At 69.2% G+C, this 22,343-nt stretch carries 21 protein-coding genes; 12 read left to right on the forward strand and 9 right to left on the reverse strand.

What is annotated here, in order from left to right:
* Nucleotides 1–13: 13 nt before the first annotated feature.
* The 6 genes from ACFYO1_RS14445 to ACFYO1_RS14470 all read left to right on the forward strand — a co-directional run bounded on the left by ACFYO1_RS14445 (nucleotide 14) and on the right by ACFYO1_RS14470 (nucleotide 4,632).
* Nucleotides 14–259 (forward strand): hypothetical protein, encoded by a 246-nt coding sequence (locus ACFYO1_RS14445; RefSeq protein WP_387230620.1) that lies wholly within the window; start codon nucleotides 14–16, stop codon nucleotides 257–259.
* An 88-nt stretch (nucleotides 260–347) separates the two neighbouring features.
* A complete protein-coding gene (locus ACFYO1_RS14450; protein WP_387230622.1) occupies nucleotides 348–1,361 on the forward strand; it encodes an NAD(P)-dependent alcohol dehydrogenase in 1,014 nt (337 codons plus the stop codon).
* A 98-nt stretch (nucleotides 1,362–1,459) separates the two neighbouring features.
* Nucleotides 1,460–1,846, forward strand: coding sequence for a hypothetical protein (locus ACFYO1_RS14455; protein ID WP_387230624.1), 387 nt, complete (start codon nucleotides 1,460–1,462; stop codon nucleotides 1,844–1,846).
* Nucleotides 1,847–1,997: 151 nt separating this feature from the next.
* Complete coding sequence (locus ACFYO1_RS14460; protein ID WP_387230626.1) at nucleotides 1,998–3,143, forward strand: alpha/beta hydrolase family protein; 1,146 nt, start codon at nucleotides 1,998–2,000, stop codon at nucleotides 3,141–3,143.
* Nucleotides 3,144–3,402: 259 nt separating this feature from the next.
* Nucleotides 3,403–4,227, forward strand: a complete 825-nt coding sequence (locus tag ACFYO1_RS14465; RefSeq protein WP_387230628.1) for an alpha/beta fold hydrolase — start codon at nucleotides 3,403–3,405, stop codon at nucleotides 4,225–4,227.
* Nucleotides 4,228–4,305: 78 nt separating this feature from the next.
* Nucleotides 4,306–4,632 (forward strand): hypothetical protein, encoded by a 327-nt coding sequence (locus tag ACFYO1_RS14470; protein ID WP_150401296.1) that lies wholly within the window; start codon nucleotides 4,306–4,308, stop codon nucleotides 4,630–4,632.
* Nucleotides 4,633–4,674: 42 nt separating this feature from the next.
* On the opposite strand, the gene ACFYO1_RS14475 is transcribed toward ACFYO1_RS14470, so the two are convergent.
* Together ACFYO1_RS14475 and ACFYO1_RS14480 are read right to left on the reverse strand one after the other, a co-directional pair.
* Nucleotides 4,675–5,268, reverse strand: coding sequence for a GNAT family N-acetyltransferase (locus ACFYO1_RS14475; protein ID WP_387230630.1), 594 nt, complete (start codon nucleotides 5,266–5,268; stop codon nucleotides 4,675–4,677).
* Between the two features lie 77 nt (nucleotides 5,269–5,345).
* Nucleotides 5,346–5,546, reverse strand: a complete 201-nt coding sequence (locus ACFYO1_RS14480; protein ID WP_387230632.1) for a DUF5988 family protein — start codon at nucleotides 5,544–5,546, stop codon at nucleotides 5,346–5,348.
* Nucleotides 5,547–5,999: 453 nt separating this feature from the next.
* Between ACFYO1_RS14480 and ACFYO1_RS14485 the strand changes: the two genes are divergently transcribed.
* The 3 genes from ACFYO1_RS14485 (at nucleotide 6,000) to ACFYO1_RS14495 (ending at nucleotide 9,286) form a co-directional block, all read left to right on the forward strand.
* Nucleotides 6,000–6,803 carry an IclR family transcriptional regulator gene (locus ACFYO1_RS14485; RefSeq protein WP_387230634.1) on the forward strand — a complete coding sequence of 268 codons (804 nt, stop codon included), beginning with the start codon at nucleotides 6,000–6,002 and terminating at the stop codon, nucleotides 6,801–6,803.
* Nucleotides 6,804–7,024: 221 nt separating this feature from the next.
* On the forward strand, nucleotides 7,025–8,140 hold the full coding sequence (locus ACFYO1_RS14490; protein WP_387230636.1) for a fatty acid desaturase family protein: 1,116 nt from the start codon (nucleotides 7,025–7,027) through the stop codon (nucleotides 8,138–8,140).
* Between the two features lie 240 nt (nucleotides 8,141–8,380).
* Nucleotides 8,381–9,286 carry a cutinase family protein gene (locus tag ACFYO1_RS14495; protein ID WP_387230637.1) on the forward strand — a complete coding sequence of 302 codons (906 nt, stop codon included), beginning with the start codon at nucleotides 8,381–8,383 and terminating at the stop codon, nucleotides 9,284–9,286.
* A gap of 43 nt (nucleotides 9,287–9,329) precedes the next feature.
* On the opposite strand, the gene ACFYO1_RS14500 is transcribed toward ACFYO1_RS14495, so the two are convergent.
* Nucleotides 9,330–10,055, reverse strand: coding sequence for a copper homeostasis protein CutC (locus ACFYO1_RS14500; RefSeq protein WP_387230639.1), 726 nt, complete (start codon nucleotides 10,053–10,055; stop codon nucleotides 9,330–9,332).
* 67 nt (nucleotides 10,056–10,122) lie between these two features.
* Between ACFYO1_RS14500 and ACFYO1_RS14505 the strand changes: the two genes are divergently transcribed.
* Nucleotides 10,123–11,169, forward strand: a complete 1,047-nt coding sequence (locus ACFYO1_RS14505; RefSeq protein ID WP_387230640.1) for an alpha/beta hydrolase — start codon at nucleotides 10,123–10,125, stop codon at nucleotides 11,167–11,169.
* Nucleotides 11,170–11,188: 19 nt separating this feature from the next.
* Here the strand turns inward: ACFYO1_RS14505 and ACFYO1_RS14510 are convergent, their stop codons facing one another.
* The 5 genes from ACFYO1_RS14510 to ACFYO1_RS14530 all read right to left on the reverse strand — a co-directional run bounded on the left by ACFYO1_RS14510 (nucleotide 11,189) and on the right by ACFYO1_RS14530 (nucleotide 18,501).
* On the reverse strand, nucleotides 11,189–12,919 hold the full coding sequence (locus ACFYO1_RS14510; RefSeq protein WP_387230642.1) for an ABC transporter ATP-binding protein: 1,731 nt from the start codon (nucleotides 12,917–12,919) through the stop codon (nucleotides 11,189–11,191).
* Nucleotides 12,916–14,601, reverse strand: coding sequence for an ABC transporter ATP-binding protein (locus ACFYO1_RS14515; protein WP_387230644.1), 1,686 nt, complete (start codon nucleotides 14,599–14,601; stop codon nucleotides 12,916–12,918). Before ACFYO1_RS14515 ends, ACFYO1_RS14510 begins: the two co-directional genes overlap by 4 nt.
* 4 nt (nucleotides 14,602–14,605) lie before the next feature.
* Entirely contained in the window at nucleotides 14,606–15,754 is a 1,149-nt protein-coding gene (locus ACFYO1_RS14520) for a diguanylate cyclase domain-containing protein (protein ID WP_387230646.1), read from the reverse strand.
* 60 nt (nucleotides 15,755–15,814) lie between these two features.
* Nucleotides 15,815–17,281 carry an FAD-dependent oxidoreductase gene (locus ACFYO1_RS14525; protein WP_387230648.1) on the reverse strand — a complete coding sequence of 489 codons (1,467 nt, stop codon included), beginning with the start codon at nucleotides 17,279–17,281 and terminating at the stop codon, nucleotides 15,815–15,817.
* Nucleotides 17,282–17,343: 62 nt separating this feature from the next.
* Nucleotides 17,344–18,501 carry an aminotransferase class V-fold PLP-dependent enzyme gene (locus ACFYO1_RS14530; RefSeq protein ID WP_387230650.1) on the reverse strand — a complete coding sequence of 386 codons (1,158 nt, stop codon included), beginning with the start codon at nucleotides 18,499–18,501 and terminating at the stop codon, nucleotides 17,344–17,346.
* 365 nt (nucleotides 18,502–18,866) lie between these two features.
* On the opposite strand from ACFYO1_RS14530, the gene ACFYO1_RS14535 reads away from it, so the two are divergent.
* A complete protein-coding gene (locus tag ACFYO1_RS14535; RefSeq protein ID WP_387230652.1) occupies nucleotides 18,867–19,757 on the forward strand; it encodes a hypothetical protein in 891 nt (296 codons plus the stop codon).
* A 40-nt stretch (nucleotides 19,758–19,797) separates the two neighbouring features.
* On the opposite strand, the gene ACFYO1_RS14540 is transcribed toward ACFYO1_RS14535, so the two are convergent.
* Nucleotides 19,798–20,736 carry a LysR family transcriptional regulator gene (locus ACFYO1_RS14540; protein ID WP_387230654.1) on the reverse strand — a complete coding sequence of 313 codons (939 nt, stop codon included), beginning with the start codon at nucleotides 20,734–20,736 and terminating at the stop codon, nucleotides 19,798–19,800.
* Between the two features lie 75 nt (nucleotides 20,737–20,811).
* Here ACFYO1_RS14540 and ACFYO1_RS14545 point away from each other — a divergent pair, with 75 nt between their 5' ends.
* Complete coding sequence (locus tag ACFYO1_RS14545; protein WP_387230656.1) at nucleotides 20,812–22,326, forward strand: MFS transporter; 1,515 nt, start codon at nucleotides 20,812–20,814, stop codon at nucleotides 22,324–22,326.
* Nucleotides 22,327–22,343: the final 17 nt, after the last annotated feature.

Consider the following 22,343-nt stretch of genomic DNA (forward strand, 5'->3'; position numbering starts at 1 on the left):
TAGCCTATGCGGTATGAGGTGGTGGAAGGCAGTGGGATTGGCGGGTGCGGCCGGTGTGGTCGCCACCGGCGTGGTGGTCGTGCGGGCCGAGCGTCGTCGTCGCGCATACACCCCGGATCAGGTTCGCGAACAACTACACGTGCGCTTCGCCCAGGCCACGGCGGCGGAGCAGGCCGTCGAAACCACTGCTCCGGCAGCACCGGAGACGCGCGGGCTCCGTGCCCTGCTGCGGCGGCTGGTGCGCCGGCCACGACGCTGAACCGGCGCGTTCGGCTGCGCGCGAGCGGTATCCGGTGATCTGATCGATATACCCGGCGCCGCCGAGCCCGGCTCCGAAAGGCAGTGACATGCGCGCAGCGGTCTTGGAGACGATCGGGAAGATCGCGATCGTGGAACGCCTGGTCCCCGAACCGGGCCCGGCCGAGGTGCTGATCGAGGTCACCGCGGTCGGTGTGTGCGGGTCGGACGTGCACTACTACGAGCACGGCCGGATCGGCGGGCACGTGGTCGAGCAGCCGTTGGTGCTCGGTCACGAAGCCTCCGGCGTGGTGGCCGGGCTCGGTGCGAACGCACGACGGCATGCTGTCGGGCAACGGGTTTCGCTCGAGCCGGGCGTGCCGGACTTCACCTGCGCGCAGTGCCGGGCCGGGCGCTACAACCTGTGCCCGGGCATACGGTTCTTCGGCACCCCGCCGATCGACGGCGCGTTCTGCGAATACGTGGTGCTGCACGAGGAATTCGCGCACCCGGTGCCGGATTCGCTGTCCGACGAGGCGGCCGCGCTGCTCGAGCCGCTCTCGGTCGGGGTGTGGGCGTGCCGGAAGGCGCGGGTGAGCGCGGGCGATCGCGTGCTGGTGAACGGCGCCGGACCGATCGGACTCGTCTGCGCGCAAACGGCATCGGCGTTCGGGGCGGCCGAAGTGGTGATCACCGACGTGAATCCGCGCCGGCTGACGCTCGCCACCGAACTGGGTTGCACACGCGCCGTGGACGTCGGCGTCACCGAACTCGGCGACACCGGGTTCGAACCGAATGTCCTGCTGGAGTGCTCCGGCCATCCGGCGGCGATCGGGGCCGCGGTGCGGACCGTGGCCAGGGCCGGACGGGTCGTGCTCATCGGCATGGGCGGCGACGACGTGCCGCTGCCCTTGCCCTACCTGCAAGAACACGAGCTGGAGCTGACCGGGACCTTCCGTTACGCCGGCACCTGGCCGGCTGCGATCGCGCTGGCGGCCGGCGGACACGTCGATCTCGATAGACTGGTGACCGGCCGGTTCGGCCTCGAGCAGGTGGCGGACGCGCTGACCAGCGGACGCGCCGACCCCGGTTCGATCAAGCCGATCGTGCTGCCCGGCCGGTGATCGCGGCGCCTCCGAATGGCTTGAGCTGCAACCTTTCACGACGCGTAACATTGCACAGCACGCTAGATACGCACGTCGAATCGGAAGGAGCACAAGGGATGACCACCAACTCCGAACGCCTCGCCCACGGCGCCGCCTTGCTCGCGGTGACCGGCGCCGCACTGATGCTGGGGACCGGCACCGCCGCAGCGGACGAATGGCCGTCGAACAATGGCGGGCTCTCGGTATACGAGACAAAGGACTTCGCCGTCCCGAGCGATCCCGACTACTGGAATCCGTTCTCCGAGCGTCATCGATTGAGCTCCCCGTTCGGCACCAGCACCCGCATCGTGTGCACCAGCTTCCATGGCGTCCAGCAGGATTGCTGGCAAGCCGACCTCGACGGCAATCCGCACAAGCTGAACCGCGCTCCGCTCGACGTGCCGTGGGCCGGTTCGGCCCAGACCGGACGTTACGGGCCGATCCACTACGTGTACCCGAGCTGAGTTCCCGCGGGGACGGTGTCACCTCCGCCTACCGGTTCTTACGTGCCTTTGTCATCGGCCTGGGCTCGCTTTGTCGATGGCCACGCAGCATGGGCGATGAACACCCGCGGCGGACGTCGGCGGGTGCGTCGACGGAAGAGGAGTTCGGAAGGTGCGCATCTTCGCCGCGATCATGCTCGCGCTGGTACTGCCCGTGGCCGGCGTCGCCGCCGCGGCCGAGACCGAGGCGCCGCAGGCGTCGTCCGGCTCGGCCGTGGCCGCGGTCGTCCATGTGCCCACGCCCACCGGGTCTTTCGCGGTCGGACGGAATGTGCTGCACCTCGTCGACCCGGCGCGGCAGGACCCGTGGACGTCCGCACCGTCCCGCGAACTGATGGTCAGCATGTACTACCCGGCGCAGCCCGGCGGTTCCCCCGCGCCGTACGCGACAGCTCAGGAAAGCCGGCTCCTGCTCGACGGCGGTGGGATGGCGGGTGTGCCCGCGGAATTGCTGAGCCAGGCGGGGACCAACGCCGTAGTGGATGCCGCGCCGGTCGCGGGCTCCTACCCGATGGTGGTGTTGTCGCCCGGGTTCACCGCGCCGCGGTTCACGCTCACCGCGCTGAGTGAGGAGCTCGCGAGCCGCGGATATGTGGTCGCCTCCGTCGACCACGCCGGTGAGACGTTCGGGACCGAGTTTCCCGGCGGCCGGATATCCCCGTGCGTGGCGTGTGCGCAGGTGACCGATGCCATTTCGCTGAAGCTCGTGGCCGACACCAGAGCGCGCGACGTCGCCTTCCTGCTCGACCGCCTCACCGGACCGACGCCGGTCTGGCCGCACGCAGGGCTCATCGATACGCAACGAATCGGCATGGCGGGTCACTCGATCGGCGGTGCCAGTGCCGCCGCCACCATGGCGGTCGACGCGCGGGTGCGTGCCGGCGTGGACATGGACGGGTCCTTCCCCGGCGTCGTGCCGGCAGCGGGCCTGGGCGAACGTCCCTTCCTGATGCTGGGCGCCGACGGCGAGACCAGTCCCGGCGGCGATCCGTCGTGGGACGAGGCCTGGCCCCGGCTGCACGGCTGGAAGCGGTGGCTGACCATCGCCGGCGCGGACCATGATTCGTTTATCGATACCGGCGCGCTGGTCGAGCAGACCGGCTTGCCTGGCCAAACCGCCCTGGCCGGTGGCCGTGCAGTCGAACTCACGCGTGCCGTGGTGGCCGCGTTCTTCGACCGGCACCTGCGGGGCATCGATGAACCGTTGCTGGACAACCCGGTACCCGCCTTCCCGGAGATCCGATTCCACAATCCGTAGGTCCCGCACGGCTCGGCATCGGCGAAGAGGGGTGCTGTGTGCCTTACGGAACGTACGCCGCCACCGGGATCGCCGTTGAGCTGCGCGTTCGGAAATCGTTCAGCGGACCTCGAGGCACCGCCCGCATCCTCTGTGCCGAGAGCCGGGCACCTGCGCGGCACTCGCGAGTTTCGACGAATTCCAGGTCGCGCCAACGGAATCGAACATGACCGGCACGCGCGGCCTGACTACCGGATGCACCACGAGAGGCACATCGACAATGAGGACCAAGCGCGCTCGCACCATGCTGATCGGCGTGGCGGTTGCCCTGAGCATGGCCGGGACCGCGTGCTCGGCCGCGGCCGAGCACAGCCCGGTTGCCGACCAGTCGTTCGAGAAGCCGTCGGTGCTGCTCGTGCACGGCGCGTTCGCCGACGGCTCGAGCTGGAGCAAGGTGGCCGAGAAGCTTCAGCGTGACGGCTACCGCGTGACCACCGCCGCGGTTCCGCTGCGCGGCCTGACCTACGACGCCGCTTACGTCCGCGGCGTGCTGGACGGCATGCCGGGCAAGACCATCGTGGTCGGCCACTCCTACGGCGGCGCGGTCATCACCAATGCCGCGACCGGCTCGCCCAAGGCCGCCGGACTGGTGTATATCGCCGCGTTCGCCCCGGCCAAGGGCGAAAGCCTCGGCGAACTGGACGGGCGGTTCGGCGGACCGGCCGGCAAGATCGCGGCGCCGCGCGAGTACCCGCTGCCCGACGGCAAGGGCAGCGCGCCCGAACTGGTCATCGCGCAGGACAAGTTCGGCGAGTTCTTCGCCCAGGATCTGCCCGCCACCGACTCGGCGGTCCTGGCGGCCGGGCAGCGGCCCATCGCGGTGGCCTCGTTCACCGAACCGTCCGCCGAACCGGCCTGGCAGACCCTGCCGAGCTGGACGCTGGTGGCCACCGACGACAAGATGATCCCGCCCGCCGGACAGCGCGAGATGGCCGCCCGGGCCAAGGCCACGGTCGTCGAGCACACGGGCAGCCATGCCATCGCGCTGTCGCAGCCGCAGGCGGTGGCCGACCTCATCGAAACCGCGGCGGCGAAGACCGCCTGATCGGCGCCCGGCACGCCGATGTGGGCGGGTGATACCGGCCGGTTGTAATAGTCCGCCGGTATCACCGATAGTCAGGGCATGAAACGAGTACTCGCGTGCGTAGGTATCGGTGCCGCTGCTCTGCTGTTCGCTGCTCCGATCGCCTCCGCTGACCCCGACGCCGACGCCACGCTTGCCAACCGGCACGACTGGTCCGGTGAATTCATGTCGCAGAACAACCTGCGCCTGTCGTCGCGGATCGTGATCAGTCCGTACGGCACCAGCCGCCCGATCATGTGCAGCGGCGGGGACGGGCACTATTCGCTGTTCCCGTACGACTGCACGCAGAATGACGACAACGGTGTTCCGCACCAGCTCGATCGCGTCATCGCCCTCGGCGGTGGCGGCGTCTGGCTGTATCGCTGACCCGATCGAACCGAAGGTTCCGCCTGTCCGCAGGCGGAACCTTCATTCTGTCCGGGGGCGGCCGCGCTGATCCGGTTCACGGAGGTCGCCGGGTAGCAGACTGAACAGCACGGAGTCGCGGCGCTCGTCCTGTGCCCGCATATGGGAGCGCAGGACGCCCTCGCGGACGAACCCGGCCCGCTCGGCGACGCGCTGGGAGGCGAGGTTGTCCGGCGAGCAGGTCAGCTCCAGGCGGGCGATGCCGAGCGCCTCGAAGGCCCAGTTCGCCAGCAGGCGAACGGTTCTGGTGGCCGCGCCGCGGCCGCGGGCCGGCGGCGCGAGCCAATAGCCGACGCCCGCGCGTTGCTGGTCGAGGTCGATGTCGTAGACCGAGCAGCCGCCCCAGACGTGCCGCGGATCGGCGGCGTCGACGATGGCGAGGCTGAGCTTGCGGCCGTGCTCCCGGTCGCGCGTCTCCTGCTCGAAGTGCTCACGCACGCGCGCCTCGGTGACCGGTGCGGCGGACAGCAGCGAGAATCGGCGGAACTCCGGATCGGCGTATCCGGCCAGTCGTTGATGCAGGTCGGTCGTGCGCCAAAGGCGCAGCGCGACAACGTTATCGCTGAGCGGTGGGTCAGGAATCGGTAGATCCGGCATGATTCGAACGGTAGCCGCCATCGAGCTGCGCGCCCACCGGCCCCAGGTGCAGACGTCGGACCGGTGCGGGCGGCCGCTCACTCGGCCGCCCTGGTGCGGAACGACCAGAGGAAGACCGGGAAGTAATTGCCGCCGAGTTCGACGTTGTAGCCGGTCGGATCGAAGTGTTCGTAGCCACTGAGGCGGGGTACCTTGACCGGTGCGGATACCTGGGTTTCGTCGATCTGCCAGAGTTCCGGCTCGCCGGAAGGTCCACCGACCAGGACGATTTCGATCATCTGTGACACCGTTATCACCTGACTTGCATTGGTCGAGAAGGTCGGGAAGAACCGACTACTCCGCGACCTTAGGGAGGTCGCCGGAAGCATCGAAGCGGCCGTTCCGAACCATGGAACATCGGCCGGGCGAACGGAATTCGGCTCGCTGTTCGTGAATTGCCGGGAAATCGGCGATGCGGCCGAATTAACGCTGTCGCACTAAAATCGAGGTACGACATCGGTTGTGTAGCTGCGGTTCAGCGCTTTGCACGGTGTACGTGCAAACCCCTTCGGAAGTGCCGTTTTGTGTGGTCCGTCACGTAAAGTCCGGATTTGCGGGCTCGGGAACAGGCCTTTCATCAGGGGAGTTGCGGATGTTGATTCCATCGCGGTCACAAATCCTGCTCGGCGGTATGCGCAATTATCGTGCGCGGCCGCCGGGCACGGCAGTTCGCCGAGCCGAGATCCGGTTCGATGTCTGACTCGCCGGAGGCCGACAATCTGGTGAGCCGGGCGGCGCGGGTGCTGGATCTGCTGGGGGATCAGGCCACCCCGGTAGCGCTGTCGAATATCGCTCGATGGGCCGGAATACCGAAGACCACGGTGTGGCGGATGCTTCGGATTCTGAGCGCGAGCGGCCTGGTCGAGCGGCAGGACGACGGGTACGTCGTCGGACCTCGGCTGGTGCACATCGCGGCGCTGCCGGAGGACCACGAGCTGCTGCGCGCCTCGGCCGTGCCGTTCCTGGTCGATCTGCACGTGCGGACCGGGGCGATGGTTTCCCTCGGCGTGCTGGCCGGCTCGGAGGTGCGCTACCTCGAACGGATCTACGGGCATCTGGCGGCGCGGACGCCGTCCTACGGGCGCTCCTTCGCGCCCGCGCACTGCACGGCGATCGGCAAGGTCCTGCTGGCCTACGCGCCGGACCGTCCGTTGGAGCTGACCCGCCCCGGTGCGCTGAATCCGGTCACGCCGCGGTCGATCACCGATATCGACGAACTGAGCGCGCAACTACAGGCGGCGCGCGACCTCGGAATCGCGGTCAACGACGGGGAATTCGTGCGCGGCGTGCGCTGCGTCGCCTGCCCGGTGCTGGACGGGCACCGGCGCAGGCCGATCGCGGCGGTGGCCATCGGCGACGCGGCGTCGAGCCTGGATGTGGACCGGGCCGGCAAGCAGATCCGGCAGACCGCGTTCGCGGTGTCGGTCGCGGTCCGCGCGGCGGCGAACAGCAGGCGCGGGCACGGCAGGCAGGACGTCATGAGCCGGAGTTGCTGACGCGGCTTCGCCACCCCCGGGCGGAATTGTCATACAGATGTGTCGCCGATCCGGACACGTGTTCACCTGATCGTGGCCTTGCCGCACGATGCTGGAGTGCGGCGGGCACGCCGCCCGGCGCCGACTTCCGCTATTCCGCTACCCGCCGTCATCGGCCGCGGCACGGCAGGCGACAGTTGGAGCCGTCAGAACACCACTGCTAGCAGGATGCGTAGGCGCCCGTGGCAACAGGAAGATCCACCGGCTCGGCGGCGCCGGGCCGCACCGCGACGGCGAGCCCGGTCGCGGACGTGCTGGACGTGGTTCCGGCCGAACAGAGCGTCGCGCGATCGGCGACGACCCGGCCGCTGAAACGAGGCAGTGAGTACGCGGTGCTGTTGCGCCGGGTGCGGGCCGCGGGACTGCTGGACCGGCAATGGCGGTACTACGTCGGGAAGACGGCGATCGTGCTCGGCGCGTTCGTCGCGGGTTGGGCGGCGTTCTTCCTGCTCGGCGACTCGTGGTGGCAGTTGCTCGTCGCGGCGTTCCTGGCCGCGGTGTTCGCCCAGTTCGCCTTCCTCGGGCACGACGCGGGGCATCGGCAGATCTTCGGCACCCGGCGGGCCGACTACCTGTACGGGGTGCTCGCGGGCAATCTCGCGATCGGGCTGAGCATCGGATGGTGGACCAGCAATCACAATCGGCATCACGCGCATCCGAACACCGAGGGCGCCGATCCCGACATCATGGGCATTCTGGCCCACTCCGACGACCGGGCCCGGACCGGTAAGGGGTTCCGGCGCTTCATCTTCCGGCACCAGGGCTGGCTGTTCTTCCCGATGCTGCTGCTGGAGGCGGGCAGTTTGCATTTCGCCAGTGTGCGGGCGGTGTTCAAATGGCCGATCCCCAACCGGTTCTGGGAGGGTGTGCTGCTCGGCGCGCACTTCGCCGGATACCTCGCCGCGGTGTTCCTGGTGCTCTCGCCGGGTAAAGCGGTGGTGTTCATCCTGGTTCAGCAGGGGCTGTTCGGGTTCTACATGGGGTGCACGTTCGCGCCGAACCACAAGGGGATGGCGGTGCTGGCCGAGGACGACGCCACCGACTTCCTGCGCAGGCAGGTGCTCACCTCGCGCAACGTGCGCGGCAGTCTGCTGGTCGATACCGCGCTCGGTGGTCTGAACTATCAGATCGAGCATCATCTGTTCCCGTCGATGCCGCGGTCCAATCTGCGCCGGGCGCAACCGATCGTGCGGGAGTTCTGCGCCGAGATCGGCGTGCCGTATCGCCAGACCGGGTTGTTCGAGTCGTATTCCCAAGCGGTGCAACATCTGCACAGCGTCGGCACATCGCTCCGCTAGGTCGTGCCTATGCTGCGCGGCGGCGCCGAAATCTGGTCGTTGGCACGAATACACCTCGCGTACTGTCGGAACCGCTGGCGCTGGGCGGACTTTCTGGGGACACTGTTCCCATCTGCGGGGACGTTCCCGACGGCACCACGAAAATATCCACCTGAAGAAAAGACAGTCATCGGCGCTCAAACGGACACCGAGCGCCATCGCCGACCGGGCCCAGGCCCGGCAGTGAACACGGAGTACACGATGTTATCGCGATGGAAGAACACCGCCGCATGCGCGGCAGCGATGGTCACGGCCGCCCTACCGGTCGGGGTCGCGTCGACCGCGCAGGCCGCCCCGCAGGACTGCCCCGAAATGTATGTGGTCGCGGTGCCCGGCACCTGGGAGACCTCCAACTCCGATCCGGGCAAGGGGATGCTCGCCGGGGTCGCCGACAACTTGCCGGGCAATGTCCGGACCGACTACGTCGTCTACCCGGCGACGGCGTTCCCCTGGGAGGGCGACGTCTACGGCCGGTCCAAGGGCGAGGCCATCGACCATGCGCGCGGCTTGATCTCCACCATGGCGCAGCGCTGCGACACCACCCGATTCGCGCTGCTGGGTTACAGCCAGGGCGCCGACGCCGCCGGTGACCTCGCCGCCGAGATCGGCACCGGGCTCGGCGTGGTGTCGCCGAACCGGGTCGCCCTGGTCGGGCTCATCTCCGATCCGCGCCGCTCGCCGACCGACACCCTGATCGGCCCGCCGGTCGCGGGGGCGGGCGCGGGTGGCCCGCGCATCGGCGGCTTCGGCTGGCTCAGCCCGCAGACCTACACGTTCTGCGCCGCGGGCGATCTGTACTGCGCGACCCCGGACGGCGACTTCGCCGCGCGGTTCGCCGGCCTGTTCGCCCAGATGTCGAACCCGAACCCGGCGCTGTTCGGCAGCTACCAGCAGCAGGCCAATTCGCTCATCGCCGACGCGCTGGCCGCCGGCGGGCTCGGCCTGCTCGCCGACCAGCTCAACAACTCGGCCTACGAGGAGCGCAAGCGTCAGGTCGACGATTTCCTGAAGTCCGGCATTCACCAGAGCTACCCCGGTTACCCGGTCGGCGGCGGGGCCACCCCGCTGACCTGGCTGCGGCAGCGTCTGATCGAAGCGTCCCGCTGAGTCAGCGGTCCGGCGGTCACCCCGGCCGCCGGACCCGTACCGATCAGCTCCGGCCGCGGACCAGTTCGCACAGCGCGACGGCCGCTTCGGGATCGGTGTCGAAACGGTCGAAGCCCTGCGGGACACCGATTCCCGCGAACAGATCCGCGGCTCCGGACACCGGCGTGCGGACCGCGGCGTGCACCGCGGAAACTCCGGTCGCGTCGATCACCTCGCCGACGTTCGACGGCCAGATGCCCCCGCCCGCCATCACCTCGATCGACCCGGCCGCCTGCCGCACCAGGTCCCTGATCACCGTCGCGCCTTCCAACGCCGAGCGCTGCCGACCCGAGGTCAGCACGCGCGCGAACCCGAACGCGATCGCTCGATCCAGCGTCCGTTGCGCGGACGCACTGACATCTATCGCCCGATGCAGCGTGACCGCCAGGCCCTGCGCCGCTTCCAGGAACGCCGCATTGACCGGATCGAGCGCCCCCGCGGCATCGAGCGCGCCGACCACGACCCCATCCGCACCCGCCGCACGCGCCGCCTCGATATCGCGAACCATGACCGAAACCTCATCGGCCGAGTACCGAAAGTCCCCGGCGCGCGGCCGGATCAGCACGTGCACTTGGGTTTTCGCAGTCAACGCCACCGCCCGCTCGATCAGTGCGACACTCGGCGTCAGCCCTCCGTCGGACAGGCCGCCGCACAACTCGATCCGATCCGCCCCTGCCTCCTCCGCGACCCGAACCCCACCGACCGACTCGACACAGATCTCTACGCGCACATGAGCGAGTATCCACGTTGCCGCGGAATGCCGTTGCCCGGCGCCGCTCGCGACTAACGTAGGACGAATGTTGCCCTGGTCTGCCGAGCTTGCCGGACGGCTCGACGAACACGTCTTCGACAGCACGCTGCTTCGCGGCAATCCGTTGCACGACCCGCACGAACGCCCGCTATGGGTATACGTGCCACCGGGTTACGACGACGACGGCGACCGGCGGTATCCCTCGATCTACGTGATCCAGGGCTACACCGGGCATGTCACGATGTGGCGAAACCGGTCGGCGTTCCGGGTTCCGTTCCCGGAGGCCGCCGACGCGGTGTTCGCGGCGGGCGAGGCGCCACCGGCGATCGTCGTCTACGTCGATGCCTGGACCGCCTACGGCGGTAGCCAATTCGTCGACTCGCGCGGCACCGGTCCCTACCATTCCTACCTCTGCAACGAGATCATCCCCTGGGTGGACGCGCACTACCGCACGGTCGCCGACCGCGACCACCGCGCCGTCATGGGCAAGAGCAGTGGTGGGTTCGGCGCCATGATCACGCCGATGCTGCGTCCAGACCTGTTCGGCGCCTTGGCAACCCACGCGGGAGATGCCCTCTACGAGTACAGCTACCTGCCCGAATTCCCGGTCGCCGTGCGGCACCTGCGCGCCTACGACGGCGATATCGAACGCTGGTGGACCGAGTTCCGGAACCGGGTGGCGTTCACCAAACCCGAAGACATGGACCTCATCTCGCTCTACGCGGTCGCGGCCTGCTTCTCCCCGGCCGCGGACGGCCGCCCCGAACTGCCCTTCGACACCCGCACCGGAGTGCTGAAACCCGAGGTGTGGCAACGCTGGCTGGACTGGGACCCGGTCCGCATGGTGTCCGTGCACGCCGAGGCGATGCGCTCGATGCGAGCGATCTGGATCGACGGCGGCACCAGGGACGAGTGGTACCTGGACATCGGCGGCGAGGCGTTCCAGCAGGCGCTGCTCGACGTCGGCGTCGCCGCGGGGGTCATCAACTTCGAACTGTTCGACGACGGACACGGCGGAATCGACTACCGCTACCCGATGTCGCTGGCCTGGCTGGCCAAGCACCTCGATGCGCCGGTGGAAGGAAACCGCTGAGCGGCAGCACGTTTCGAATCTATCCGTGCCACGAACGCCAGAGCGCCGCATAGGCGCCGTCGCGCGCGACCAGGTCGTCATGGGTGCCGAGTTCGATGATCCGGCCCGCGTCCAGCACCGCGACCCGATCCGCGTCGTGTGCCGTCTGGAGCCGGTGCGCGATCGCGATCACCGTGCGTCCGTCGAGGACGACGCCCAGCGCTCGCTCGGTATCGCGCGCCGCCGTCGGGTCCATCCGCGCGGTGGCCTCGTCGAGCACGACCGTGTGCGGGTCGGCGAGGACCACGCGCGCCAGTGAAAGCTGTTGGGCCTGTGCGCCGTCGAGGTGGTGGTCCAGTACGTGGTCGAGACCGTTCGGCAGCTCCTCGATCCAGCCGGCACCCACCGCGGCGAGCGCGGCGCGCAACTGAGCGTCGGTCGCGCCGGGCCTGGCGATGAGCAGGTTTCCGCGGACGGTGTCGTCGAATACGTGCTGTTCCTGCGTGACCAGGACAACGTGGTGGCGCAGGCGGTCCGCGTCCAGCTCCGAAATCGGCACGCCACCAAGGTGTACCGACCCGGTCCGCGGCCCATCGATGCCGGCCAGCAGCCTGGCGAGCGTGGACTTGCCCGCGCCGGAGGTGCCGACGACAGCGAGCCGTTCGCCCGGCCGGATATCGAGATCGACGCCGTGCAGCACATCGCCGCGGTCGTACGCGTACCGCACGTCGGACAGGTGGATCCGGTTGTCCGCGGGTTCCGCCGAGGCCGCCGGCGGGGCTGTCGGCGCGGCGGCCAGGCCTTCCACTCGCGCGTAGGACGCTACGGCCGTCTGCACGCCGTCCACCCATCGCATGACCGTGTCCAGCGGATCGACCAGCTGCCGCAGATACAGCGCGGCCGCGACGACGGTGCCGAGGCTGACCGCCCCTCGACTGTGCAGTACCCCGCCGATCAGCAGCACCGCGACGAGCGGAAGCACAGCGGAGACATCCAGGGCCGGAAACAGCACCGTGCGCAGCCGCAGGGTCGCCAATCGCGCACCGCGCGCCGTGGCGATCGCGGAAGTGGTTGCCGCACGGTGCCGTTCGGCCAGGCCGAGCGCCTCGATCGTCCGTGCTCCGGCGGCGCTGGTCGCGATGAGTTCGGCGAGCTGCGAACCGGCGGCCGCTTCTCCGAGGTAGGCGGCCCGGGATCTGCGCAGATACCACCGCAGGATGACGGTGCTGACGAGCAGACAGCTGAGGCTCGACACACCGAGAACCGGATGCAGAATCAGCACCGCGCCGATGATGAACGCGCCCTGGATGGCGGCGGCGAAGACGTCCGGCGCGGCGGTCCGGAGTATCGCCGCGATGGTCGGCGCGTCGGTGGTGCCCCGCGCGATCAGGTCACCGCCGGAGACCCGCTCCACGACCGCGGCGGGCAACGCGAGTACGCGACCGAGGAAACGTTCGCGAATGCGCGCCGCGGCCCGCGCACCGAATCGGTAACCGACGTATCGCGCGTACCGGGTGAGCACGATCTGCGCGATCGTGCAGGCGAGGATGGCCAGCGCCAAGCGGTCCACGGTGCCGGCCACCGGGTGCCCCGGCGACTTGCCGACGGCATCCACGATCTTGCCGAGCAACCACGGGCCGGCCAGACCGGCGGCCACCGCGAGCGCGTTGAGCACCAGGATCGCGGTGAATGCCGTTGGGTCCATGCGGATCTCGTTCGCCGCGGCACGGCGGATCTGCGCGGCGCCGGCCACCGGCAGCGGGGTGGTCATCGGCGTGCTCCCTCGTCGGTGCCGCGCGAGACGAGCGCGCGATAGCCGGGCCGGCTCCGCAGCAGCTCGTGGTGGGTGCCGGTCGCCGCGACAACGCCGTCGACCAGGTAGATCACGGTGTCCACGTGGTCGAGGACGAGCGGGGACGTAGTGGTGACCACCGTTGTCCGGCCGCGGCGTGCCGCACACAGCCGGGTCGCGATCGCCGCCTCGGTGTGCGCGTCCACGGCCGACGTCGGTTCCACCGCCAGCAGTACCTCGGGATCCGCGTAGACGGCCCGGGCCAGCCGGAGCCGTTGGCGTTGCCCGCCGGACAGGTTCTGGCCGCGCGGATCGATCGTCGAGGCGAGCCCATCGGGCAGCGCGTCGACCACGTCCGTCGCGACCGCGACGTGCAAGGCGTCACGTATCCGAGGATCGTCGGGCTCGTGCCGCCCGGCGATGACGTCCCGGACGCTGCCGGTGAACAGATAGGCGTCGTTGTCCGCGACCAGGATTCGACGTCTGAGCTGATCGCGGGCGACGACGTCGAGGCGAACATCACCCCACGTGACGTCCGACGCGGTGAACCCGCCGAGCCGATCGATGATCGCCGCGCTCTCGGCCGGACGATCGCCGGCCAGCGCGGTCGACACCCCGGGCCGCACCTCGACGCCGGAGGCCGGATCGCGCAGCATCGACGCCGTAGGCGGCGCATCGGCCAGGCCGGAGCCGACGGACTTCGCCGGCGGGATCGACAGCAACCGCGTGACTCGCCGGGCGGCAACCCTGGCGCGGGCGATATCTCCCGCGAACTCGATGAATATCGACACCGGAATGACCAGCATCGCGGTGTACCCGTACACGGCGACCAGATCGCCGACAGTGATCGAACCCTCGGCCGCCATCCGCGCGCTCAACCAGATGACGACCGCGAGAAAGGCCGCGGGCAACCCGGTCGCGAGCGCGTCCACCCAGCTCGTGGCGACGCCGACCCGGTATCCCTGCGCGACGAGGGCCTGCGAATCATGCTGGTAGCGAGCGGCATACACGGATTTGCCGCCGAGGCCGTTCAGCACCTGGAGACCGTTGAACACATCGACGAGCCGGGTGGTCAGTGTGCCCTGCTGCTCGCGGTGCCCGGCCCCGGCCCGCTCGATGCGACGCAGCAGCGGGCCCACGACCAGCGCCAGGACTGGCACGCCCGCCAGCACCACCACCGCGAGCAGCGGCGAGATGGCGAACATGACGACCGCGACGACGACGTATCCGATCGCGGCACCGATGCCGGGCCCCGTGACCGTCAGCGACTGCGCGATCACCTGCACGTCACCGCTGCCGATCGCCACGATCTCACCCGCGTCGATCCGGCGCGAAAGGCCGGCTCCGAGCCGGACGCAATGCTCGACCGTGGCCGACACGGTCTGGAACGACGCCTCCATCCGGATCTTCGACATGGTCCGGTGCCGGGCGATGCTCAGCGCCGCGTTCACCACCGCACTGCCGAATAACGCTGCGACCCACACGGATAACGTGGCCGGGTCGTTGTCCGCCAGACCGTCGTCGATGGCGCGCGACAGCAGATAGGGCGGCACGGTGAGCGCCACCATCCACAGGCTGCCCAGGGTCGCCCCGAGCAGGACCCGCCGGGGCTGGCTGATTACCAGCCAGAGCAGAAACCGGTTGGGACCGAGCGGGGGCACACCTTCACGATAGGTGGCGAAGATCGCGCACCGGCGGGATCGCGTCCTCGGGGTCGGCGATCACAACGTTGTTGCCGCCCAATTGCTTTGCGCGGTACATGGCCGAATCCGAGCTGCGGAACAACAGGCGCGGCGTGCTCGCCGGGTGCGAGTCGCACTGCGGGCCGGGTGCGAATTCCGCCGCCCCGACGCTGGCGGTGATAGTGCTCGGCAGGCCGGGCATCGTTTCGATCGCGTGCCGCAGTCGTTCGGCGACGGCGGCGATATCCGCCTCGTGCAGCCGGCCGATGACCATGAACTCCTCGCCGCCGGTGCGCACGACGATGGCATCGGGTGGCGCCGCCGCCCGCAATCGGTCGGCGGTCTGGATCAGCACCTGGTCGCCGAACGAGTGGCCGAAGGTGTCGTTGACGGATTTGAACCGGTCCAGGTCCAGGGTGACGACGTAGACGCGATCGCGGCAGCGCGGACCGAAGTACCGCGGCAGGTGCGAGTCGAGGCCACGCCGGTTGAGCAGCTTGGTCAGCGGATCCGAGAGCGCGTCCACCCGGAGCAGCCAGCTGCAGAACTGCACGACGGGCAGCACCACGCCGGTCACCGCGATCACCACCAGCACGACCACGATGCCGAGCGCGAGGTCACCCTTGCCGTGCCCGGTGCCGGCCGGCACGCCGAGCACCATCATCGCCGACAATCCGAAGATCGACAGCACGGACCAGCCGACGTGCAGCGCCAGCACCGGCGGCCCGTGGAAGATCGTGATGTAGCCGCCGGTCGTCACCAGCAGCACGCAGCCCATCGCGCCCAGCAGCCGGTCCTGGATCATCACGTTGTTGGCGGTGATGGCGAGGTCGACGGCGGCCACCCACAGCAGCGATTCGCGCTCGCTCGGCCACGGCAACGCCCACCAGCGCACGGTCCACACCCCGGCCATCGCCATTACGATCACCGCCTGCGCGTGCCCGGCCGGTCCGGGCTGCCCGGCCTGCGAGATCAAGGCCATCATCGTGATGAATCCGAGGACGATGCCGCCCGCGCCGACCATGAACTTCAACGCGCCGAGCGCGGAGCGGGATTCGAGCGTCTCGATCAGCCAGCGATAGTCGACCCGGTATCGCCACCAGGCACGCACCATCGCTCGACTGCTGGTCACCGATCCACCGCCTCAGGCCGGCCATCCGGATACCTAACTGTAACCAACAGTAACTGAAAGTTAGCTCTTAGGCTGTGGCCCGGCCTCGAACCACTGCGGGATCATGTCGTGGACGAACGAGCTGATGCACTCGGCGGTCGGTCCGGACAGAATCTCGCCGACGAAGTAGATGCCGTTGTGTCCCTGTATATCGGCCACCCGCTCGTACCAGCCCTCGCGGACCGCGGCCGCGCTCGGGTAGGCGGGCCATTCGGCGATGGTCTCGGCGACCAGTTCGGGGTCGTCGAAGAGGAACAGGCTTTCCTTGGCGAGCGACCAGGCCTGCGCGTCGGAGATGGAGGTGTCGGAGTTGCTGAAGCAGACCCAGTACGGTCCGGGGTTCTGTTTGTTGGCGGCGGTGATGCGGTGCATGGCCTGCTCGGGATCGGTGTCGGTATAGCTGCCGTACGGGTCGATCACCCAGAAGCCGAGCGGCTCAGCGGAATCGGTGCGGCGAGGGAAGGCGACGCGCTCCTCGCGGACTCGGATGAGGTAGCTGCGCGTCCAGGCGCGCGGGCAGTTTCGTTCGGCGAACACATCGTGAATGTCGCCCGCGGGGAACATCTCTCGAACCTGCGCGGGGCGTGCGGTCACCACCACCCGCGAATACAGCGCGCTGCGCTGCTCGCCGTGTACCGAGTAGGTGACCCGAACCCCTTGCCGCGGAACGGGTTCGATGCGGGTCACCCGGCTGTCCACCTGGACGGTCAGCCGGTGGTCTTCGGCGATTCGGCGCAGAAAGCTGACGAAACCCCCGTCGAAGCTCACGCTGACCGGTCGGCGCGAACTCAGCTGCGCGACCAGCGACTGCGGCATCCGGGCGAGCAGCGCCTGCTTGTGGGGCGAATAGAGCGAGAGTACGAGCTTGGCCAGCTGCGAGACGTGCCCGCAGATATGCGCGTTGATATTGACGATGGTCTCCGCGGGCTGCCGTGGCCTGCGCATATTGGCGTAGATCGCCAGCCCTTGCAGCACCTCGCCGACCAGCGGTGCGTGCCGGGCCCGGTAGGTCTCCCAGGTCTCGCCGGGGATCCGATCGAACGCCAATCCGCTCGGTCCGGGCGCGTGCCGGTCCCGGACCGCTTGTTCGATGATGTTCCAGGCCTCGACCAGCTGATCGATCGCCTGCTCCGGGGTCAAGCTCTGGAACAGCGGCAGGAAATGCGGCGGCACTGCCGGCTGCGGGGTGCCGGATTCGGACCGGCCGACGAAGTAGAGCGTCTCGGTCTTCGTCGGTACCGAATGGTCGCGCAGCAGTTCGCCGATCGCGGTGCCCGCCGTATCCGCGCCGAAGGACTGCTGAATGACCAGGTGTGACTGGAAATCGAAGACGTCACCGTCGACCTCGACGGTCTGGCAGTAACCGCCGAGTCGCGGGCCTGCCTCGAGCACGTCGATGTTCTCGAATCCCAGATCGCGCAGTTTCGCAGCGGTCAGGATGCCGCTCTGGCCCGCGCCGACGACGCAGAGGGGTGCCGCGAGATCCATGGGGGCTCCTACGGGGTGATAGTCATGAGTATGCGGCACCCGGCGCCACCGGCTCGGCGGTTTCAGCCGCGGATCAGCCTGGCCGTCGCGGCAACCAGCCGATCGATGTCCGCATCGTTGTTGTAGCCGTGCGGCGAGATGCGTAACCCACCGGCGCGGGCGGACACCGCGATGCCCTCGGCCTGTAACTGCCTGGCGAGCAACGGGATCGGTGGGCCGTCAAGGTGTACCGCGACGATCCCGGAACGGCCCTCGGCGGAACGGTCCGACAGCACGGTCGCGCCGATGGATGCGAGGCCCGAACAGATTTGATCGCAGAGCCGATCGACGTGCGACCAGATCGCCGGCACCCCTGCGTCGAGTAGCAGATCGAGGGACGCGCCGAGCGCGGCGATGCCGGTGACGTTCGGCATCCCGCCCTCCAAACGCCGTGCGGTGTCGTCGAATACCAGGTCGAGGTTGTCCCATTCCTCGCGATGCGCGACCGAGTTCCAGCCGGGCTCCAGCGGGCGCAACAACTCCAGCCGGGAGCCGCGCACGTACAGGATGCCGCTGCCCTCCGGGCCGAGCAGCCACTTGTGGCCGTCGGCCATGGCGAAATCGACGCCCCAGTCGGCCAATTCGGCCGGAATCGCGCCGAGTCCTTGAATCACGTCCGCGCACAACAGGGTTCCGGCCGCGCGGCACGCGCGGCTCAGCGCCGCCAGGTCGACGCGCCAGCCGCGGCCGAACTGCACCCAGCTGGTGACGACCAGCTTCGGCGGCGGTCCGGCCTGGATTCGATCGATGAACGCCTCGGTGGTGAGTCTTCCGCTCGGGGCCTCGGGTGGCACGCGGTCGACGATGACGCCTCGATCGGCCAGCGCCAGCCACGGGTAGAGGGTCGACGGGAATTCCAGATCCGGCACGACCACCCGGTCGCCGGAGGACCAGTCCAGGCCGTTGGCGATCATGCCGAGGCCGGTCGTGGTGTTCTTGACGAACGCCACGTCGCGCGCGGGCACGCCCATCAGCCGGGCAGCCGACGCTCGCACCCGCTCGATTTCGGCGCTGTGCGCCGCGTAGGTGAACTCGCCGTCCAGCGAAACCTCGGTCGCGCGCCGGTGCATCGCGTCCACCGACGGCTGCGGCATCGGGCAGATCCCGGCGTGATTGAGATACGCCCATCGGCGGGCGGCCGGAAAGTGTTCGCGGGCAAGGGGAGTGGTATCAGCAGTCATGGGCATCTCGCGATCCGGGATCAAGCGGACATGATGTCCACTTGTTTCCGTAGGAGATTACGGCTAACCGGGCAATGTGTCCACTTATTGTCTGGTCGCGGCTTCTTCGGCCTACGCGCGCGGCGAAGCATCGTGGGGGAAGTCGACGGGCCCGTGGGAAGTCGAAAGGCGCGGGGCTCGGTGGGATTTCGCGCGGCAGCTCGGAGCGTGACGCCGGGTCGGAGGTCGGCGGCTTGTGATCGGGATGGACAGACCGGGTGATCTGCGTAACTTCGGACCGATGCCGGTCGAAGGTTCTAGAGGCGGCGGGCGTTATCTTCGGTCGTGACTAAAATGGTGAGCCGGGTGTCGATGGGGGAAGTCGCGTGCTGATCGGTCTGGTCGCCGCGTTTCTCGCGTGTGCCGGGTACGGGGTGGCATCGGTTCTGCAGGCGTACGCGGCGCGCCGGTCGGCCGCGGCGGCGCAGGCGCGGGGTGCCGAGGGGCAGCTGACCGAGACCGGGGCGCCTACCGTCGCGTCCACGGTGGCGGCGGTGCTGACCGTGTGGTTCATCGTCGGCAGCGTGCTCGACGTGGTGGGGTTCGCCGGGAACGCGGTGTCGGCGCGGTTGATTCCGCTGTTTCTCTCCCAGACGATCATGAGCGCGAATCTGATCATCACCGCGGTGCTGGGGATCTTCGTGCTGGGCATTCGCTTGCACGCACGCGACTGGGTGGCGATCTGCACGGTGATTCTCGCGCTGGCCGCGCTCGGCGCCGCCGCGGGGCACGAGGGCGGCGGTAGCGACAATCCGGTGATGCACTGGGGCGTGCTGATCGCGTCGGTGGTGTTGTTCGGCGGCAGCCAGCTGGTCGTGCGCCGGCTGGGTTCGCGGGGTGCGGTGGCCGCGGGACTGGCCGCGGGAATCCTGTTCGGGGTGCTGGCGATCGCGGTGCGGATCGTGCAGGGGATCGCTCCGCTGAACGTGGCCACCCTGCTCGCCGATCCGGCCGCGTGGACGATCGCGATCGCCGGGATCGGCGGGTTCTACCTGCATACCGTTGCGCTGCAACTGGGTTCGGTGAACGGGGCCACCGCGGCCTTGGTGGTCGGCGAGACGGTCATTCCGGGAATCGTCGGCGTGCTGGTGCTCGGCGACACCTCGCGGCCCGGCCTCGCGTGGCTGGCCGGATTGGGCTTCGTGCTGGCCATCGGTGGCGCGGTCGCGGTGGCGGTATTCGGCAACCTGTCGCAACTCGAGCACGCCGACGCGTAGCAGGTCCGCAGCCGCACCACTTGTGACACACGCACGCGTGTCAGCGCGGCGAGTCCGGGTGCGGGAGGTCAGGACTGGTGCGGGTGGGGCCGAGTGCGTCGCGGATCGTCTCGCGTAGCCAGCGCTGGGCCGGGTCGGCGTCGAGCCGGGCGTGCCAGAGCAGCCGGACCTCGATGTCGGGCAGGCCGGCGATGGGAAACCAGCGGAGGCCGAGCGCCGCTCCGTGCTGCTCGGCCAGGCGCCGCGGGGCCAGTCCCACGTAGTGGCTGGTCGAGACGAGCAGCGCCGCGACGGCGGCGGTGGGCACCACCGCGGCGACCCGGCGTTGCAGGCCCGCGGCGTCGAGCACGTCGTCGAGGGGGCCACGCGCGCGGCCGCGGCGGGAGGCCGAGACGTGGGGGTACTCGCACAACTGGGACAACGTCGGACGGCGATGTCTGCCCAGCGGGCTGTCGGCGCGGACGATGCCGACGATGTGTTCGCGGTAGAGCAGTGCGTCGCGGATGTCGGGCGCGGTGACGTCGGTGGCGCCGATATCGAGATCGACCGAACCGTCGCGCAGGGCCTCGACGCTCTCGCTGCCCTCCGCGACGAACCGCAGCGTCACGCCGGGCGCGATCGCGGCCGTGGCCTCGGCGGCCGCCGAGGCCAGCGTCACGGCCACACCGTCGTTGATCCGAATCGTGAAGGTGCGCTTCAGTTCGGCGGCGCTGACCTCGCGGTCGGCGCTGATCAGGGCCGAGGCTTCGTCGAGCAGCGAGCGCACGCGCGGGGCGGTGCGCAGCGCGAAGGGGGTCGGCGCCATGCCGCGGCCGGCTCGCACCAGGATCGGATCGTGCATCGCGCGCCGCAATCGGCCCAGCGCCCGGCTGGTCGCGGGGATGGACAGGTGCAGGCGTTCGGCTGCGGCGGTGACGCTGCCGTCGTGGAGTAGCGCGTCGAACACGCGCAGCAGGTTCAGGTCGAGCTGTTCGGGCACTATTGCATCGTACGCAAATCAGTGTTGCCAAAGTTGCGTGGCGTGGAATCCACTGGATTTCATAACGTCGCCACCATGCCATTCAATGTCTCTACTCGTGATCGCCCGCTGACCTCGCCGCAGCGCCCTCCCCGACCGGTCGGTCAACGCGGCCTGCTCGCCGTCATGTGTGCCTGTGTCGTGGTCGTCGTCGGGATGGTCGCCGCGATCAACCTGGCCGTCCCGATGCTCGCCGCGAGTGCACTGCACCCGTCCGCCTCGACGCTCGTGTGGATCGTCGACACCTATGTCATCTTCTTCGCCTGCCTGGTGATTCCCGGCGGCGCAGCGGGAGATCGCTTCGGGCGCAAAGGCGTTCTGCTGGCCGGTCTCGGGTTGTTCGCGGCCGGCGCGCTGCTGTCGGCGGTCGCGCCGAATGTCGCCGTGCTGCTGGTCGGTCGCGCGATCACCGGGGTCGGCGCGGCCGCCGTGCTACCGAATACACTGGCGGTGCTGCTGCACGCGGTGCCGGCCGAACGCAAGGGCGCGACGATCGCGACCTGGGCCTCGATGACGGGCATCGGCGGAGTCGTCGGCAATGTCGGTGGCGGGGCGATTCTTTCGGGCGGGTCGTGGCGATGGTTGTTCATCGCCGCCGTGCCGATTTCCCTGGTGCTCGCGGTGCTGGCCGGGCGGATCGCGCCGGTGTCGCCGCGGCATGATCGTGCCCTCGACCTGCCCGGCGCGGTGTTGTTCGTCGCGGCGTCGGTGGCGTTGCTGCTCGGCATCGTCCAGGGGCCGGAGTCGGGGTGGGGGAGTCCGGTCGTCGTCGGCGGGTTCGTCTGTGCCGCGGTGTTGTTCGCGGTCTGGACGGTGGTCGAGCTGAAAGTCGAACATCCGCTGCTCGATCCGCGCCTGTTCAAGGTCTCCGGCCTGCGCAGCGCCTGCCTCGGCATGACGGCGATCTTCTTCGGCATGTTCGCGCTGTTCTATGTCAACGCGTCGTTCCTCCAGTACGGCAAGGGATTCGGCGTCCTGCGCACCGGCCTCGGCATCATCCCGCTGACCATCCCGATCATCCTCGGCGCCCGCCACGTCGGCCGCCTGTCCCAGCGCGTGGGGATCGACGCCACCGTCGCCCTGGCCTTCGCGTTCGTCGGCGGCGGCCTGCTCGGCCTGTCCACCGGCGACGCGCAGACACCCTATGTCGAGTACGCCGCCTGGCTCATCGTCACCGGAATCGGTGTGACCCTGGCCCTCCCGACGCTCTCCGCCGCGATTTCCGGCTCGCTGCCGCACGCGCAGGCCGGGGTCGGCGCCGGGCTGCAAGCCACCACCCGCGAATTCGGCAGTGCCCTGGGGGTCGCCGTCATCAGCACGATCCTCACCGCCCGGTTCATCACCGCCCTGCCCGGGGACATCGGCACCGCGCACGACCCGCACACCGTCGCCCAAGCCGTCGCCGCCGCACCCGATCGCGCCAACGACGTTGTCGCGGCGTTCGTCTCGGGCGCGGACCTCGCCCTGCGCATGGTCGGCATCACCGTGCTCATCCTCGGCGTGCTCGTCGTGGGTCAGTCACTGCTGTCCCGCCGTGGACAGGCTCGATGACCCGGCCTCGACTCGCC

It is taken from the genome of Nocardia sp. NPDC006044 (assembly GCF_042871115.1).
Lineage (GTDB): Bacteria > Actinomycetota > Actinomycetes > Mycobacteriales > Mycobacteriaceae > Nocardia.

Bases quoted from the DNA above. Each gene is read 5' to 3' on its own strand.
- ACFYO1_RS14445 (WP_387230620.1), top strand. From the start codon at position 14: ATGAGGTGGTGGAAGGCAGTGGGATTGGCGGGTGCGGCCGGTGTGGTC.
- ACFYO1_RS14450 (WP_387230622.1), top strand. From the start codon at position 348: ATGCGCGCAGCGGTCTTGGAGACGATCGGGAAGATCGCGATCGTGGAA.
- ACFYO1_RS14455 (WP_387230624.1), top strand. From the start codon at position 1,460: ATGACCACCAACTCCGAACGCCTCGCCCACGGCGCCGCCTTGCTCGCG.
- ACFYO1_RS14465 (WP_387230628.1), top strand. From the start codon at position 3,403: ATGAGGACCAAGCGCGCTCGCACCATGCTGATCGGCGTGGCGGTTGCC.
- ACFYO1_RS14470 (WP_150401296.1), top strand. From the start codon at position 4,306: ATGAAACGAGTACTCGCGTGCGTAGGTATCGGTGCCGCTGCTCTGCTG.
- ACFYO1_RS14475 (WP_387230630.1), bottom strand. From the start codon at position 5,268: ATGCCGGATCTACCGATTCCTGACCCACCGCTCAGCGATAACGTTGTC.
- ACFYO1_RS14480 (WP_387230632.1), bottom strand. From the start codon at position 5,546: ATGATCGAAATCGTCCTGGTCGGTGGACCTTCCGGCGAGCCGGAACTC.
- ACFYO1_RS14485 (WP_387230634.1), top strand. From the start codon at position 6,000: ATGTCTGACTCGCCGGAGGCCGACAATCTGGTGAGCCGGGCGGCGCGG.
- ACFYO1_RS14495 (WP_387230637.1), top strand. From the start codon at position 8,381: ATGTTATCGCGATGGAAGAACACCGCCGCATGCGCGGCAGCGATGGTC.
- ACFYO1_RS14505 (WP_387230640.1), top strand. From the start codon at position 10,123: ATGTTGCCCTGGTCTGCCGAGCTTGCCGGACGGCTCGACGAACACGTC.
- ACFYO1_RS14510 (WP_387230642.1), bottom strand. From the start codon at position 12,919: ATGACCACCCCGCTGCCGGTGGCCGGCGCCGCGCAGATCCGCCGTGCC.
- ACFYO1_RS14525 (WP_387230648.1), bottom strand. From the start codon at position 17,281: ATGGATCTCGCGGCACCCCTCTGCGTCGTCGGCGCGGGCCAGAGCGGC.
- ACFYO1_RS14530 (WP_387230650.1), bottom strand. From the start codon at position 18,501: ATGACTGCTGATACCACTCCCCTTGCCCGCGAACACTTTCCGGCCGCC.
- ACFYO1_RS14545 (WP_387230656.1), top strand. From the start codon at position 20,812: ATGCCATTCAATGTCTCTACTCGTGATCGCCCGCTGACCTCGCCGCAG.